This window comes from Dechloromonas sp. ZS-1, from assembly GCF_039649255.1.
GTDB lineage: Bacteria > Pseudomonadota > Gammaproteobacteria > Burkholderiales > Rhodocyclaceae > Azonexus.
Map to the genome: position 1 here is coordinate 148,506 of NZ_JBDIYD010000002.1, position 15,921 is coordinate 164,426.

Sequence of the window (15,921 nt, forward strand, 5' to 3'; positions counted from 1 at the left end):
AGACTTAGGGTTTGACCGATTCAACCACGCCCTCCAGTCGCCCCATGACGACGTTCTTGCGCAGTCAACTTGCTTATTTCCTCGCGTACGTCGCAACCGGCTGGCTGGCCTTGCAGATTGCGGTCCCCGCCGGCATTGCCGTCCCGCTCTTTCCGCCCGCCGGGATCGCCCTGACTGCACTGCTGATTCATGGCTGGCGTGCCATGCCGGGCATTTTCATTGCCGCCGCCGCAGTCGAAATACTGGCCGCTCAGCAGTTCGGCATCGGTCCCGCCGCGCCGCTCATCGTCACGCTGATCGCATTCGGCTCGACAGCCCAGGCCATGCTGGCCTGCTGGCTGTATGTCCGGCTGATTGGCCGTGACAATCCGCTCGACAGCCACGAAAGCATCATCCGCTTCATCGGCATCGTTGCCCCGGTGGCCTGCCTGCTCAGCGCCACCATCGCCACGACAGCCCTTTACCTGAATGGGTCCCTGACGCAGAGCACCGTGCTGTTCAGCTGGCTCAACTGGTGGGCCGGGGACACGCTGGGCATTTTGATCATGATTCCCCTGCTGCTGGTTTTCCTCGGGGAACCGGCTGGCGACTGGCGCCCCCGCCGCGCCGTGGTTGCCATCCCCATGCTGGCGGCCCTCGTACTGCTCGCCCTCACCGTGCATCAGGTCCAGGAGTGGGAATCCAGCCGTCTGCACGCCCGCTTCAACCGGGATGCCGAACATGTGGCCAGCCTGATCCAGAAACGCCTCGACGATCAGCTCGACCAGATCATTGCGCTGGAGCGCCTGGCAACCGTACATCCAGGCCTGACCCGCGACACCTGGCGGACCTTCCTGCTCCCCCTTCTGGAGCGCTACCCGGGCACCCAGAACTTCGGCTGGAGCCCGCTGATCCGCGATGAGGAACGTAATACCTTCGAAGCCCGGATTCGCGAGCACGAGCATCCCGACTTCGCCATCCTGGGCCGCAATGCGGCCGGGAAAACCTATCCGGCAGAGCGCAAGGCGGAATACCTGCCCATTCTTTATGTTGAGCCGGAAGCCAACAATCGCAATGTCATTGGTCTCGACCCGCTGATCCTCGACAAGACCGCTGCCGCCGCCCGTCACACCCGTGAAATCCGGCAACTGGTGGCCACCGAGTCAATCCGGCTGGTTCAGGAAATCGGCGAACAGCGCGGCGTGGTGTTGTATCTGGCGGTGTTCGGCGGCACACCGGAACGCCAGCTCGGCATGATTTCCGGCGTATTCCGCATGGACGATGCGATGAATGCGGCGCTGCTCAAACACGATCGCAAGCACATCATCACCTGCCTGATCGACCCGCATACCAGCCAAGGCATCCAGCGTCTGTATGGCCCCTATGGCTGCGAGCAACCCAGCGGGCCCGTGGTCGCCAGCTGGTCCACACCCATCGAATTCGCCGGGCGGACCTGGTCGCTGGTCCTGCGTGCCACCCCCGCCTATCAGGACGAACAGCGCAGCCTGGGCAGCTGGCTCTCGCTGGCCATCGGCCTGATCGCCACCGCCTTGCTCGGCGCCTTCCTGCTCCAGACCAGCGGGCGCACGCGGCGGGTCGAGACGCTGGTTGCGGAACGGACCCATCAGCTGGCCAGCGCCACGCAGACCTTGCAGCAAAAGCAGGACGAGCTCGCCCAGGCCCAGCGTATTGCGCACCTGGGCAGTTGGGAGGCCGACGTGGGCGACGAACGGATCACCTGTTCGGACGAGTTACTCAACTTGCTGCAACTGACGCCTGCCACGCCCGTGGATGAAGAGCGCCTGCTCGCCTGCATTCACCCGGACGACCGGGCTGCGCTGGCCCACGCCCTGGCCCAATCCGCCGCGCATGCCGGCGATATTTCGCTGGACTGCCGCCTGCGTCCGAGCGACATGCAAGCCGGCCACACGCGCACCCTGCATTTCCGCATTGAAAGCCATGCCCAGCCTTGCGGCACCTTGCGCGTGCGCGGCACGGCCCAGGATGTGACGAGCGCCCGCGCCGCCGAAGCGCACATCGCCTTCCTGGCCCATTACGATCAGCTGACCGGCCTGCCCAACCGCACCCACTGGAATGAGCGCGCCCATACCGAACTGCGTTCGGCGGCCCGCCACAATGACCGGCTGGCCGTGCTCTTCCTCGATCTTGATCACTTCAAGTCGGTCAATGACTCGCTGGGCCACGCCATCGGTGACCGTCTGCTGTCCACTGTGGCCGACCGCCTGTCGAGCAGTTTGCGCGACAGCGATTTCCTGGCCCGCCTGGGCGGCGACGAGTTTGTCGTCATCCTGCCCCGCCTTGAAGACCGAGAAGCCGTCACGCCGGTGGCTCAGAAACTGATCGAGGCCTTGCGCCGGCCGATTGAAATCGACGAACACGAACTCAACATCTCGACCAGCATCGGCATCGCCCTCTACCCGGAAGACGGCCAGGACGTCAGCACCCTCCTGAAACACGCCGACGTGGCGATGTACACCGCCAAGGCCGAAGGACGGAATGCCTACTGTTACTTCGCTCCGGAAATGGATGCCCAGGCCGTCGAACGGCTGATGCTCGAAAATGCCCTGCGCCGCGGTCTTGAGCGAGGCGAACTCTTCCTCCACTACCAGCCACAGGTCAATGCGGAAGGCAAACTGGTCGGTGCCGAAGCGCTGGTGCGCTGGCAACATCCGGAATACGGCCTGATGCCGCCGACCCGTTTCATCCCGGTGGCGGAAGAAAGCGGACTGATCCACGCTTTGGGCGAGTGGGTTCTGGGCGAGGCCTGCCGCCAGCAGGTCAGCTGGGCAGCGCAAGGCCTCCTGCTGACCATGGCCGTCAATATTTCCGCCCTGCAATTCCGTCAGAACGGCTTTTCGGACAGCGTCTGCCGCATTCTGGAGGAATCCGGTGCGGCCCCGGACAGGCTTGAACTCGAACTCACCGAAAGCGCCCTCATGCAGCCAACCCACGAAGTGCTGGCCCGCATGCAACGCCTGCGCAGCATGGGCATCCGCCTCGCGCTCGACGACTTCGGTACCGGCTACTCCAGCCTGAGTTACCTGAAACGCCTGCCGATCAGCCGCCTGAAAATCGACCGCGGCTTCGTGATGGACCTGCCGGATGATGCGGAAGATGCGGCCATTGCCGCCGCCACCTTGTCGCTGGCCCGCAACCTGGGCATGGAGGTCGTGGCAGAAGGCGTCGAGAACGAAGCACAACGCGATTTCCTGATCGAACGCGGCTGTCCGATCCTGCAAGGCTACCTCTACAGCAAGCCGATCTCGGCCAGCGACTTCGAGGTCTGGTCGCGCCAGCGCTAATCCGGGTGGGGTAAAGGCGGCAAACCGCAGCGCTGACGCGCCCGGTTGCAGGCGCTGTGCTCCACATCAAATTCGCGGCAGGGCGACGGTCGACCGTCGTAAATGCCGCAATTTACCGCCACGCCGACTGTGCCCTTCAGCGCCACGCAACGCGGTAGCGGATCGTCAGTCCCGCGCATGCGGACGATGGCCGGGGTCACCGGCACCGTCATGGCCAGCGGAACGCCCTCGCCCCAGGCAAAGGCCCCACCGGCCAGTTCAGCCGGATGAAAATCGACGCGCAGGCTGGCGCAACACGCACCGCAAGTCTGGCAAACGCTCATCCGAAATCCACCTGGCAGCGCCACAGCTGATGCCCCGAGGCAAGGTATTTACGCTCGAACGGCGTCATCGGATCGGCCGTCACATAGGCTTCGGCAGCCACCGCCTGACCGGACAAACGGCTCAAGGCCCAGGCCATTTCCGCGATGTAGATCGACCAGTTGCTGCGGCACTCCAGCACGCCACCCAAGTCGCGCCACACCGGAAAAACGGCATGACCATGCCAGCGCCGGGCCAGATGGCCGATCTTCGGCCACGGATTGGGATACAAATTGTAGTGACGGGCCAGGCGAATTTTCGCCTCGGCCAGCAGGCGCCAGAAATCAACCAGATCAGCCCGGAGCAGCACGGCATTCGCCGGCAGATCCTCCGGCTTGCCGCGCCCGATCCGGTCGCTCGACTGATCGACGCCGATCACGAAATGGTCGGGAAACTGCGCCGCAATGCGCAGCGTGCTCCAGCCCACGCCGCATCCGGCATCGAGAATGAGCGGCGCATCGGCGCGCCAGGCCTGCCATGCGGCCAGCGCCTCGGCAAAGGCCGTGCGGTTGTAATCCAGGATCGGCTTGCGGAACGGGTGCGCCAGATGGCGGGCCAGCAAGGCCGGCAAATCGGCATGCACGCCGTCCTGGGCGCTGGTGATTTCGCGGGAATTGGCATCCATCTCGTGTCCTCAGGCAGCCAGGGGCAAATGCGGAATCACGCCGGCTGCCAGGAGCTGCGCATCAATCTCCTCCGCCCCCTTCACCGGCCGCAACTGCTGATAAAGCGCTTCGGCTTCCGGATAGTGGCGACGCAGCAGCATCAGCCACTGTTTCAATCGCCCGCCGGCATGCACGGGCAAAACGCGCTCGCGCACCCCGAACCAATACGTAGCAATCCAGGGCAGCAATTCCGCCCAGCCGCCGGTCGCTTCGCCGCGCACCTTGCGTGCGAGCAGCGGATCGGCCAGCGCCCCACGGCCGAGCATGATGTCCGGACAACCGGACGCCGCCTGACAGGCCTTGAAATCGTCCACCGTCCACACTTCGCCATTGGCAATCAGGGGAATGCGCACCGCCTGGCGCACTTTGTCGATCAAATGCCAGCGGGCTGGCGGCTTGTAACCGTCGACCTTGGTCCGCCCATGCACGATCAGTTCATCTGCTCCGCCCGCCTCGATGGCCTGAGCACAGGCCACGGCCAGCGAATCATCCTGAATGCCGAGGCGCATTTTGGCCGTAAACGGGGTGTCGACCGGCACCATCGCACGCACGGCGGAGACGATGTCGTGGAGGAGTTCCGGTTCCCCCAGCAGCGCGGAGCCCCCGCGATGGCGGAATACCGTCGGCGCCGGACAACCGAAATTGATATCGACCCCGGCCGGATGATGGCGCATCAGACGGCGCGCATTGGCCGCCATGAAATGCGGATCGGAGCCCAGCAACTGCACCCGCATCGGCGTCCCGGCATCCGTCCGGCTGCCCTGCGTCAATTCCGGGCAGGTACGCAGGAAGGTCCGGTTGGGCAAAACGCTCGCCGTGACCCGGACGAATTCACAAATTCCCCAGTCGTAGCCGCCAATCCCGGTCAACACGCTGCGCATCAGCGGGTCGGCCAGACCCTCCATGGGGGCCAGCAGGATACGGGGAGCAACAGGCGACATCGGTGACACTTTCGGCAAACGCTTGAAAAGGCGGGCATTATAATGCCGCCCATGCTGCGCATTGTTCTCGATACCAACGTCGTCCTCGACCTCTTCCACTGGGCCAACGTGGATGCGGTCCCCATCATGGCCGCCCTGGAAGCGGGCCAGATCACCTGCCTGGCGGACGAACGCACGCTCGACGAGTTGCAGCGCGTCCTCACCTATCCGCAACTCAAGCTCACGCCGGAGATGATCGCCGAACGCTGGGCGCGCTACACCGCCCTCGTCTCGGTGGTCGCGGCAGGGGAAGCACCGGCCTTGCCGCGCTGCAAGGATCGCGATGACCAGAAGTTTCTTGAACTGGCCGCGCGCAGCGGTGCCGACATCCTGGTCAGCAAGGACAAAGCCCTGCTCAAACTCCGGGGCCGCACCAAACTGGCTTTCCAGATCGTCAAACCGGCAGTCCTGTCTGCCCGGCTACAAAGCACCCCGGCCAATCCACCGGCAGGTTGACCAGGATCAAGCGAGGTCAATCATCACTCCCTAAAATAGGGCGTTTTAGACTTGGCCTTTTTTGACCCTGCCCATGCCCGTATTCAAAACCCAATGGAAAATGCTGCTCGCCTTTGTCGCGAGCATGGCATGCATCCTGGGCATTGATCTCTGGGCACTACGTCAAAACACCTTGCGGGAACAGCAAGGACACCTGGTCAATCTCGGCCGGATTACGGCAGACATGATCGAACGTCAGTTGATGACGTCGGATGCGCTGATCGATACCGCCATCAAAACCGTCTTCAGCACACACGGCACACGACGGATCAACCTCCCGGCGAGTGTTGAACTCGAACGCATGGCCCGCGTCTCCCCCGGTACGGACATCCTGCTGATGACAGACGCACAAGGCCGTGTCGTGGCCTCCAGCCGCCGCGAGTTGCTTGGTCTGGATGTGGGACACCGCTACTACTTTCACCAGGCACGTGACGCCACATCCGAGCAAAGCCGTATTCTGTCACTCCCCTTTCAAACCGTTCTCGGCACTTACACCTTTACCTTGTCGCGTAAGCTCCTGACCGCGCAAGGCGAGTTCGCCGGGGTCATGATGGCCACCATCGATGCGCCTTTCATCTCCCGTCTGCTGAATGGGACCCTCTACGCCCCCGACATGTGGGTCGCACTCGGGCATACCGCCGGTATCAACATCATGACGGCCCCCGAGCAACCTGAGTTGTCCGGCAAAAAAATCGACGTTCCCGGCTCCTTTTTCTCCCGCCACCGTGACAGCAGGCAGCAGGAAAGCATCCTCGAAGGCAAAGTTGCGCTGACCGGAGAGGAGCGCACCATGGTCTTGCGGACCATCCAGCCCGCCGCACTGCAGCTCGATGCAGGCCTGGTCGTGGGTACCGGACGACTCACCGACGCCATTTACGCCGAGTGGCGCATGCAGGCGCTGCTTTCGATGGGCATGCTCGCACTGGCTACACTGATGGCGTGCGTGGCCCTCTCGCTCTACCAACGGCGCATCCGGCGCAGTTGGGAAACCATCGAAATGCAACGCGCCCTGATCGAAACCGCCACCGATGGCATCCACGTACTGGACATGTCTGGACGTCTGGTCGAAGCCAACCCGGCCTTCCTCGACAGCACGGGCCTGAAGCCGGACGATATCGGCACCGTCATGGCCGACCGTTTCGACGCCCACCTGTCTCTGACGCAAATTCAGTGCAATATCGCAGATATCCGGAAAAGCGGCGCCCACCGCCTGGTGGAGACCCAGCATCGCCATGCCTCCGGGCTGATTTTCCCGGTTGAAGTGAGCTGCCGCTATTTTGAACTCAATGGCCGCCCGCTCCTGTTTGCCGCCTCGCGTGACATCACCGAGCGTCACCGCGCCGAGGAAGCGCTGCGCAAGCTCTCGCAAGCTGTGGAACAAAGCCCGGAAAGCATCATGATCACCGATGCCAGCGGCGCCATCGAGTATGTCAATCACGCCTTCCTGCTGAGCAGCGGCTATAGCTGGGAAGAACTGAACGGCAACAATCCCCGCCTGCTCGCTTCCGGCCAGACGCCGCGCGAAACCTATGAGGCCCTGTGGCAAGCACTCCAGGACGGCAAAGCCTGGGAAGGGGAATTCATCAATCGGCGCAAGAACGGCGAGATTTACATCGAGTCGGAAATCATTTCTCCGATTCGCCAAAACGACGGCACGATCACGCATTACCTGGCCATCAAGCAGGATGTCACCCTGCAGCGTCAGCAGGAAATGGAACTGGCCCAATACCGGAACCGGCTCGAAGACATCGTGAGCCAACGCACCGCCGCCCTGCAGGCGGCCAACGAGGCCCTGCAGCAAGCCCACCAGGCTGCCGACCAGGCCGCACGCGCCAAGGCAGCCTTCCTGGCCAACATGAGCCACGAGATCCGCACCCCGATGAACGGCATCACCGGCATGCTGCACCTGATGCGGCGCGGCACCCTGCAACCGGAACAACACGAGCAGCTGGGCAAGATCGAGCAATCGGCCAACTACCTGCTGCGCATCATCAATGATGTGCTGGACCTATCGAAGATCGATGCCGGCAAGCTGGTCCTGGAATCGATCCCGGTCAACCTCGGCCAACTCCCGGAAAACATCCTCTCCTTGATGGGCGAACATGCCCGCGCCAAAGGCATTACGCTGCGCGTCGAGCACGATCCTTTGCCGGACAACCTGCTCGGCGACCCGACCCGCCTGACGCAGGCCCTGCTCAACTACGTTTCCAATGCCATCAAATTCACCGAACGCGGCGAAATCTGCCTGCGCATCCGGGTCTCCGCACTGAGCGAAGCACAGGCGCACCTGCGTTTTGAAGTCAGCGACACCGGCGTCGGCATCGACGCCGACACCCTGAGCCGCCTCTTCCACGCCTTTGAACAGGCAGACCTGAGCACCACCCGCAAACACGGCGGCACCGGTCTCGGCCTGGCCATCACCCGCCACCTCGCCGAACTGATGGACGGTGAGAGCGGCGCCGAAAGCACACCGGGGCAAGGCAGCACATTCTGGTTCACGGCCCGTCTGGCACGCCAGACCCAGGCAGCCGCCACCACCGAGGCGGTCGCACCGGCCGAGATCGAGGCCAGACTACAGGCCGGCTACGCCGGCACGCCGATTCTGCTGGTCGAAGACGAGCCGATCAACCGTGAAATTTCCTGCGCCTTGCTGGAAGATGTCGGCCTGAGCGTCGATGTGGCCGGCGATGGCGCCGAAGCGCTGGAACGCGTGGCCACCCAACGCTACGCCGCGATCCTGATGGACATGCAGATGCCGGTCATGGACGGCCTGGAGGCCACGCGGCAGATTCGTCTGCGCCCGGATGGCAACATGCCGATCATTGCCATGACTGCCAATGCCTTTGCCGAAGACCGTCAGCACTGCCTCGACGCCGGCATGAACGACTTTGTGGCCAAGCCCGTGGTCCCCGACCACCTGTTTGCCACCCTGCTCCGCTGGCTGGCGCATCCTCCGGCCACGCCGCCACAGTCACCACAATCGCCACAGCCACCGCAGGCCTGAGGCATCACGCTCCGCACAAATTTGCCCCTGGGCGACGGTCGACCGTCGCCCAGGGCGGTTTTTCAGTCCTGACGACGCCGGAATACCCAGGTCGTTGCATCCGAGGCCTCGGGGGCAAACGCGTAGCCCTCGCTGTCGAATGCCTGCAAGCCTTCCGGTGCCGTCAGACGGCGTTCGATGGCAAAACGCGTCATCAGGCCGCGCGCCCGCTTGGCGTAAAAGCTGATGATCTTGTATTTGCCGCCCTTCCAGTCCTCGAACACCGGCTGGATCAGTTCGCCCTTGAACTTGCGGCCGATGGCTGCCTTGAAATACTCCTCGGAGGCGAGGTTGACCGCCACCGGACGCGCCAGTGTGTCGAGTTCGGCATTGATCGTATTGAGCAGCGTCTCTCCCCAGAAGGCATACAGATCCTTGCCGGCCTCGTTCTTGAACTTGGTGCCCATCTCCAGGCGATACGGCTGCATCAGGTCGAGCGGCTTGAGGATGCCGTAGAGGCCGGAGAGGATGCGCACGTGCTGCTGGGCGAAATCGAGATCGGCGGCGCTCAAGGTCCGTGCCGAGAGACCGTCATAGACATCGCCATCGAAGGCGAGCACGGCCTGTTTGGCGTTCTGTGGCGTAAACGGCAGGGACCAGTCGGCATAGCGCTGGAAGTTGAGCAGCGCCAGCGGGTCGGAGAGATCCATCAAATTCGCGATATCGGCCGGCGAGAGCGCACGCAACTGGCGGATCAGGGTTGCCGAGCGATCCAGAAAAGCCGGCTCGGTATACGTCGGCACATGCGGCGGGGTGTCGTAATCCAGCGATTTGGCAGGAGAAAGAAAAATCAGCATCGGGAACTTGGCCTCAAAGTACGTTTCTGACTGCGTGACATTTTACCGGCTGGTAAAATCCCCCCTTTGTATTTTTGATTGTCTGGACCCTTGATGAAACGTACCCGCTTCGGTTCGCGCGACCGTCTTTCGCGCGAAGCGGCTGAATTGCAGCGCCTTGCCACCGGCCTTTCGGAATCCGGCGGCAAGCTGGAAGACCGCTATTGGGAAACCCAGCTGGCCGACACGGTCAGCGGCCTCCTGAAAAGCGGCGCCGAGGACGACATCAACACCGCGCTCGACCGCCTGTTCGAAGCCAACCCGCGCGCCCACGATGAACTGGCCGACATGGTCGAAGCCTGCGCCGAGTCCGATCAGGTCGAGGCCCTGGGCCAGGCCTTCGACATCCTGTTGTTTGCTGCCCCGGTGCTGGCCTGGTCGCGCTTCTCGATCCCGGCCTGCGCCCTGCCGCGCGCCACGGTCGACGCGCTTGCCGTGCAACTGGGCGCCCACACCTTTGGGGCCGGCGCCCGCATTGCACTGGCGGATTACCTGTTCAGCCCGGATCAATTGCCGCGCAGTTTCTGCGACACCTGGCAGCTCACCCGCGAACTCGGCAAGGCTGCCCTGGCCGGCGAGCATCTGGCGGTCGACACCGCCGGCATGCCGGAAACCAACCGCTTCCTCTCCGATGTGCGCTACCTCGTCGGGGCGCTCGCCGTGCCGCGCGGCCAAGCCATCTTCCGCTGGAACGAAGCGGACGGCAACAAGGACACGGCACTCAAGGAATGGATCAAGCAAGGCAGCCCCAGCCTCGAGCCGCTGCTCACCGGCTGTGCCTGGCAACCCATCCTGCCGGATGCCTACCACGCCGCCTGCCGCAACGCCGACCGTCATTCCCGCCCCTATTCGCTGAAGGCCTCGGTCGCTTTCCTGCAGACCATGCTCGGCCTGATGCCGGCCGATATCCGCGCCGTGGTCGGTCCCTGCTACGGCCGCCGCATGGAGGAATACCGCGTTGGCCTCGGTCCGAAGGACCAGGACCTGACTTACCACGGCATCGTCTGGCCGCTGCTCGGTGCCGAAGACGAGGCCACCGATGCGGCCGGCGAAATCGAAGCCGTGCTGCGTGAATGCGGGGTCAAGGACGTACTCTTCCTCGACCATCACTTCCCGATGGAGTTCTGCGACGACTGCGGCGCCCCGATGTTCCCGAACGCCGAAGGCGAGCTGGTGCATGCCGAAATGCCGGAGCAAAACACGGGCAATTCGCAAGCCCTGCATTGAGCGACTGACGGCATGACGCAGAATTCCGACTGGCTCGCGCGCAGCCAGCAGGCGGTCTGGCACCCCTGCACGCAGATGCAGCACCATGCCCGCACGGGCGACCCGGCCCACCTGCCGCTGATCCCGATCGCGCGCGGCGAAGGGCCATGGCTGATCGATTTCGATGGCCGCCGCTACCTCGACGGCATCAGCTCGTGGTGGACCAACCTCTTCGGTCATGCCAACCCGCGCATCAACGCGGCCCTGCGCGACCAGCTGGACACGCTGGAACACGTCATGCTCGCCGGCTTCACGCATCAACCGGTGGTCGAACTCTCCGAGCGCCTCGCGGCGCTTACCGACCACCAGCTGGGGCACGCTTTCTACGCCTCCGACGGCGCCTCGGCCACGGAAATCGCGCTCAAGATGAGCTTCCACTACTGGCGTAATGTCGGCCGCCCGGAAAAAAGCGGTTTCCTGTGTCTGGCCGGCAGCTATCACGGCGAAACCGTGGGCGCGCTGGCCGTGACCGACGTGGCGATTTTCAAGGATGCCTACGCGCCGCTCGTGCGCCGGGCGGCCCACATCCTGCCGTCGCCGGATGCACGCCTGGCCGAGCCGGGCGAGACGGCGGCCGATGTCGCCCGCCGGGCCGCAGCTGCGCTGGAAGCCTATCTGGCAAGCCACGCCGGACAGACAGCCGCCCTGATCGTCGAACCGCTGGTCCAGGGCGCGGCCGGCATGGTCATGTACGACCCCGAGTACCTGCGTCTGGCCCGCCAGTTGTGCGACCGTTACGAGATTCACCTGATCTGCGACGAAATCGCCGTCGGTTGCGGCCGCACCGGCACCTTCTTCGCGCATGAGCAGGCCGACATCGATGGCCGCCCGATCCGCCCGGACCTGATGTGCCTCTCGAAAGGCATCTCCGGCGGCTACCTGCCGCTTTCCATCGTCCTCGCCAGCGACCGCATCTACGCGGCCTTCCTCGACGATTCGGTGGCACGCGCCTTCCTGCATTCGCACAGCTACACCGGCAATCCGCTGGCCTGCCGGGCCGGCCTCGCGACGCTGGACATCTTTGCCAGCGACGATGTCCTGACGGTCAACCGGGCCAAAGCGGCCAAAATCGCCGCCGCCCTGGCCCCGCTGGCCGAACACCCGAAGGTGCGCCACCTGCGCCAGCGCGGCATGATCGCCGCCTTTGATGTGCTCACCGACGACCCGTATTTCTCCCGCCGCTTCTACCGCGCCGCCCTCGATGCCGGCGCACTGCTGCGCCCGATCGGCAACACGGTGTACCTGATGCCGCCCTACATCGTGTCGGACGACGACATTGCCGCCCTCGGGCTGGCAGCGCAACGCGCCCTGGAGCTTGCCCTCGCATGATCGAAGACCGCCTCAAGGCCGAACTCGCCGAGATCGCCGCCGCCGGCCTGACCCGGCGCCGCCGCGTGCTGGAAACCCCCTGCGGGCGTCTGGCCACGGTCGACGGCCAAACCTTGCTCAATTTCGCCAGCAACGACTACTTGGGCCTGGCCGGCGATGCCGATCTGGCGCGTGCGCTGGCCGGGGGCGCGCTGACCTGGGGCGCCGGCAGCGGCGCCTCGCACCTGGTCAGCGGCCATCTGACGCCGCACGAAACGCTGGAAAACGCACTGGCCGCCTTCACCGGCTTTCCCCGCGCGCTGACCTTTTCGACCGGCTACCTGGCCAACCTGGCCGTCACGCCCACCCTAGCCGGGCGCGGCGACGCCGTCTTTGCCGACAAGCTGAACCACGCCTCGCTGATCGATGCGATGCAATTGGCCAAGGCCAACGGGGCCGAGGTCAATCGCTATCCGCACAACGATGTTGCGGCGCTCGAACGCATGCTGTCGGCTAGCACGGCGCGCACCAAAGTCATCGTCACCGACAGCGTGTTCAGCATGGATGGCGACCTCGCCCCTCTGCCCGCCCTCTTTGAGCTGGCCGAGCGTTTTGACGCCTGGCTGGTCATCGACGACGCCCATGCCTTCGGCGTGCTCGGCCCGCATGGGGAAGGCAGTCTGGCGCACTTCAACCTGCCGGCCAGCCCGCGCATCCTGCTCATGGGCACGCTCGGCAAGGCCGCCGGAGTCGGCGGTGCCTTTGTCGCCGGCTCGGCCCTGGCCATCGACTACCTGCTCAATACCGGCCGCGCCTACATCTTCACGACAGCCGCGCCACCGGCCACGGCCTGCGCCCTGTCGGCCAGCCTCGAGCGTATCCGCAGCGGCGATACCCTGCGCCGGCAACTGTTTGCCAACATCGCCCGCCTGCGTGACGGCCTGGCCGGTCTGCCCTGGACGCTGATGCCCTCGGCCACCGCCATCCAGCCGCTCATCGTTGGCGACAACAACGCTGCGCTCGCACTTGCCAAAGCACTCTGGGAACGTGGCCTCTGGGTCCCGGCCATCCGGCCGCCCACCGTCCCCAAGGGCACCGCCCGCCTGCGCATTTCCGTCTCGGCCGCGCACACTGCCGCCGACATCGATCAACTGGTCAGTACCCTGAAGGAGCTTGCATGAACGCCCCCCTCGTTTTCATCCCCGGCTGGTGCCTGGGTCGCGGTCCCCTGCAGTCGACGGTCGACGCCCTGGAAGGGCAGTTTTTCGATCTGCCCGGTTATGCCGGCACGCCGCTGATCACCGATTTCGATGCTGCCGCGGATGCCGTGGCCGCAACGCTGGCCCCGGGCAGCACGCTGGCCGGCTGGTCGCTCGGCGCCCAACTGGCGCTGGCCGTTGCCGCCCGTCATCCGGACAAGGTCGGCAAGCTGGTGCTGGTGGCCGGCACGGCCTCCTTCGTCCAGCGCGACGGCTGGCCCTTTGCCATGCCGCCGGCCGCCCTCGCCGAATTCACCACGGCCATCGCGACCGATGCCGAAGCCATGCTGCCGCGCTTTGTCGGCGGCTTTAACCGGGGCGATGCGCAGGCCAAGGAAGTCACCCGTCAATTGCTCGAACTGGCCGATCCGCGCCCGTCCGCCGAGGTGCTCTGTGCCGGGCTGGCCTGGCTGGCTGCCGTTGATCTGCGCCCGCAACTGGCCGGGATTCAGACGCCGACGCTGCTCGTGCACGGCGCCGCTGATCCGCTGATGCCGCAAGGGGCTGCCGAAGCCTTGGCGGCCGCCCTGCCGAACAGCCAGCTGGCCCTGATCGCCGACTGCGCGCACGCCCCCTTCGTGTCCCGCCAGGCTGATTTTCTGAGCGCTGTTCGCCGCTTCCTGCATGACTAAACCCAGCAAGGCGCGTGTCCGGCTTTCTTTCGAGAAAGCCGCACCCACCTACGATCAGGCCGCCGACGTTCAGCGCCGCATTTGCGACCGGCTTGCCGCCGCCCTGCCCGACCTGCGTACCCCCGGCATCCTCGACGCAGGCTGCGGCACCGGCTACGCCCTGCGCCTGCTGCAGGCACGCTACCCGGACGCCCGCATCCTGACGCTCGATCTTTCGGTCGCCATGCTCAAGCGTGTGCCGGACCATGCCCTGCGCCTCGCCGGCGACCTTGAACACCTGCCGCTCGCGCCGCACAGCCTCGATCTATACTGGAGCAGCCTGGCCGTGCAATGGTGCGACCTGCCGGCCGTGCTACAGGAAGCCAGCCGCACCCTGCGCCCCGGCGGCACGCTGCGGCTGGCCACGCTCGGTCCGGCCACCTTCCACGAATTGCGTCACGCCTTTGCCGAGATCGACCGCCACGAACACACGCTCGGATTCCTGACACCGGGCGCCATCGAGGACGCTGCACGCGCCACCGGCTTCCCGACGGTCGACCTCGCCCGGCACACCGAAATCGCCCATTACCCGGATCTGAAAACCCTGCTCCGCGCCGTCAAGGCGGTAGGCGCCAATCAAGTGGGGGAAGGCCGGCGCACCAGCCTGATGAGCCGCCAGGCGCTGGCCCGGGTGGAAGCCGCCTTCGAAACCCTGCGCACGCCCGCAGGCCTCCCCCTCAGCTACGACGTCATCACCCTCTCTGCCCAAGCATGAGCGCCACCTATTTCATCACCGGCACCGACACCGAAGTCGGTAAAACCTTCATCACCTGCGCCCTGCTCCATCGCGCCCGCCTTGATGGCCTGACGGCAGTTGGCCTGAAGCCGATCGCCGCCGGCACCGATGCACAAGGGATCAACGAAGATGTGGCCGAGATCACGGCCGCCAATCACGTGGCGCTGCCGCCCGAGGTGATCAATCCGTATTGTTTTGCCCCGGCCATCGCCCCGCATATTGCGGCCCGCGAAGCCGGTGTCGAGGTGGATTTCAAGCGCATTCAGGCCAGCGTGACCGCAGCACAGGCGCTTGCCGATCTGGTTTTGGTGGAAGGCGCGGGCGGTTTTCGCATTCCTTTGGGCGTTGACCGTGACAGCGCCGATCTGACGGTCGCGCTCGGCGCCCCCGTCATCCTGGTGGTCGGCATGCGCCTGGGCTGCCTCAACCACGCCTTGCTCACCGCCGAGGCCATTGCCGCGCGCGGCCTGACACTGGCCGGTTGGGTCGCCAACCGGATCGATCCGGCGATGTCCCGCTTCGAGGAAAATTTGGGGAGTTTGCAGGCGCTGATGCCGGCGCCGCTGCTCGGCGTTGTCCCGCATGCGCCGGCCGAAGGTAGCCGTGGTGCTGCCTTGATGCTGCAGTTGCCTGCGTCAGGCGTAGCGCATCGCGCTTAACGCGCGCTCAATACGCCCGCCACGGTGCGCACGCGCTGCACCAGCGCATCGACCATCGCGTCCTGATCGGCAATTGCCCCCTGGCGCGCCTTCTGTTCAAGCAGGTAGGCCTGTTCCGCCCCGGACTCATCGGAAAGGGTCGCGAGCAAGCCTTTGAGGGTATGGGCCTCGCGGGCGATCAACCCGGCATCACGCACCGACCAGGCTGCCAGCAGTTGCTGGCAGTTGTTCTCGTAATCCGAGAGGAAAGCATCGATCATGATCTCGAGGATTTCCTCATCGCCCCCCAGGCGAGCCAGGATGGTCTTTCGGTCGAGTTCAAACAGGACGGACATCAGGGG

The 15,921-nt window shown here is 64.9% G+C and carries 14 protein-coding genes; 9 read left to right on the forward strand and 5 right to left on the reverse strand.

Annotated elements, in window-relative coordinates; translation table 11 throughout:
* Nucleotides 1-44: 44 nt before the first annotated feature.
* Nucleotides 45-3,302 (forward strand): EAL domain-containing protein, encoded by a 3,258-nt coding sequence (locus AACO21_RS03485; RefSeq protein WP_346191100.1) that lies wholly within the window; start codon nt 45-47, stop codon nt 3,300-3,302.
* On the opposite strand, the gene AACO21_RS03490 is transcribed toward AACO21_RS03485, so the two are convergent.
* From AACO21_RS03490 to AACO21_RS03500, 3 genes are read right to left on the reverse strand one after another with little or no spacing between them, the layout of a single operon-like run.
* Nucleotides 3,299-3,625 (reverse strand): YkgJ family cysteine cluster protein, encoded by a 327-nt coding sequence (locus tag AACO21_RS03490; RefSeq protein WP_346191101.1) that lies wholly within the window; start codon nt 3,623-3,625, stop codon nt 3,299-3,301. The genes AACO21_RS03485 and AACO21_RS03490 overlap by 4 nt on opposite strands.
* The gene (locus tag AACO21_RS03495; RefSeq protein ID WP_346191102.1) at nt 3,622-4,287 is read right to left on the reverse strand and encodes an SAM-dependent methyltransferase; all 666 of its coding nucleotides are present in this window, start codon (nt 4,285-4,287) and stop codon (nt 3,622-3,624) included. Before AACO21_RS03495 ends, AACO21_RS03490 begins: the two co-directional genes overlap by 4 nt.
* Before the next feature lie 9 nt (nt 4,288-4,296).
* Nucleotides 4,297-5,268, reverse strand: a complete 972-nt coding sequence (locus AACO21_RS03500; RefSeq protein ID WP_346191103.1) for a tRNA-dihydrouridine synthase — start codon at nt 5,266-5,268, stop codon at nt 4,297-4,299.
* 51 nt (nt 5,269-5,319) lie between these two features.
* Here AACO21_RS03500 and AACO21_RS03505 point away from each other — a divergent pair, with 51 nt between their 5' ends.
* On the forward strand, nt 5,320-5,763 hold the full coding sequence (locus AACO21_RS03505) for a putative toxin-antitoxin system toxin component, PIN family (protein WP_346191104.1): 444 nt from the start codon (nt 5,320-5,322) through the stop codon (nt 5,761-5,763).
* A gap of 73 nt (nt 5,764-5,836) precedes the next feature.
* Nucleotides 5,837-8,806: a PAS domain S-box protein gene (locus AACO21_RS03510; protein WP_346191105.1), complete on the forward strand. Its 2,970-nt coding sequence runs from the start codon at nt 5,837-5,839 to the stop codon at nt 8,804-8,806.
* Nucleotides 8,807-8,868: 62 nt separating this feature from the next.
* Here the strand turns inward: AACO21_RS03510 and yaaA are convergent, their stop codons facing one another.
* A complete protein-coding gene (gene yaaA, locus AACO21_RS03515) occupies nt 8,869-9,642 on the reverse strand; it encodes a peroxide stress protein YaaA (protein ID WP_346191106.1) in 774 nt (257 codons plus the stop codon).
* A gap of 93 nt (nt 9,643-9,735) precedes the next feature.
* Here yaaA and AACO21_RS03520 point away from each other — a divergent pair, with 93 nt between their 5' ends.
* The 6 genes from AACO21_RS03520 to bioD are packed head-to-tail and all read left to right on the forward strand — an operon-like array spanning nt 9,736 to nt 15,580.
* Nucleotides 9,736-10,908, forward strand: coding sequence for a DUF2863 family protein (locus tag AACO21_RS03520; RefSeq protein ID WP_346191107.1), 1,173 nt, complete (start codon nt 9,736-9,738; stop codon nt 10,906-10,908).
* Nucleotides 10,909-10,920: 12 nt separating this feature from the next.
* Nucleotides 10,921-12,276 (forward strand): adenosylmethionine--8-amino-7-oxononanoate transaminase, encoded by a 1,356-nt coding sequence (gene bioA / locus AACO21_RS03525; RefSeq protein ID WP_346191108.1) that lies wholly within the window; start codon nt 10,921-10,923, stop codon nt 12,274-12,276.
* On the forward strand, nt 12,273-13,436 hold the full coding sequence (bioF, locus tag AACO21_RS03530) for an 8-amino-7-oxononanoate synthase (protein WP_346191109.1): 1,164 nt from the start codon (nt 12,273-12,275) through the stop codon (nt 13,434-13,436). Before bioA ends, bioF begins: the two co-directional genes overlap by 4 nt.
* Nucleotides 13,433-14,146 carry an alpha/beta fold hydrolase gene (locus tag AACO21_RS03535; protein ID WP_346191110.1) on the forward strand — a complete coding sequence of 238 codons (714 nt, stop codon included), beginning with the start codon at nt 13,433-13,435 and terminating at the stop codon, nt 14,144-14,146. The genes bioF and AACO21_RS03535 overlap by 4 nt, the downstream gene beginning before the upstream one ends.
* A complete protein-coding gene (bioC, locus tag AACO21_RS03540; protein WP_346191111.1) occupies nt 14,139-14,900 on the forward strand; it encodes a malonyl-ACP O-methyltransferase BioC in 762 nt (253 codons plus the stop codon). The genes AACO21_RS03535 and bioC overlap by 8 nt, the downstream gene beginning before the upstream one ends.
* Nucleotides 14,897-15,580, forward strand: a complete 684-nt coding sequence (gene bioD, locus AACO21_RS03545) for a dethiobiotin synthase (protein WP_346191112.1) — start codon at nt 14,897-14,899, stop codon at nt 15,578-15,580. Before bioC ends, bioD begins: the two co-directional genes overlap by 4 nt.
* On the opposite strand, the gene AACO21_RS03550 is transcribed toward bioD, so the two are convergent.
* Complete coding sequence (locus AACO21_RS03550; protein ID WP_346191113.1) at nt 15,577-15,915, reverse strand: Hpt domain-containing protein; 339 nt, start codon at nt 15,913-15,915, stop codon at nt 15,577-15,579. The two genes, bioD and AACO21_RS03550, sit on opposite strands and share 4 nt — an antisense overlap.
* Nucleotides 15,916-15,921 lie beyond the last annotated feature (6 nt).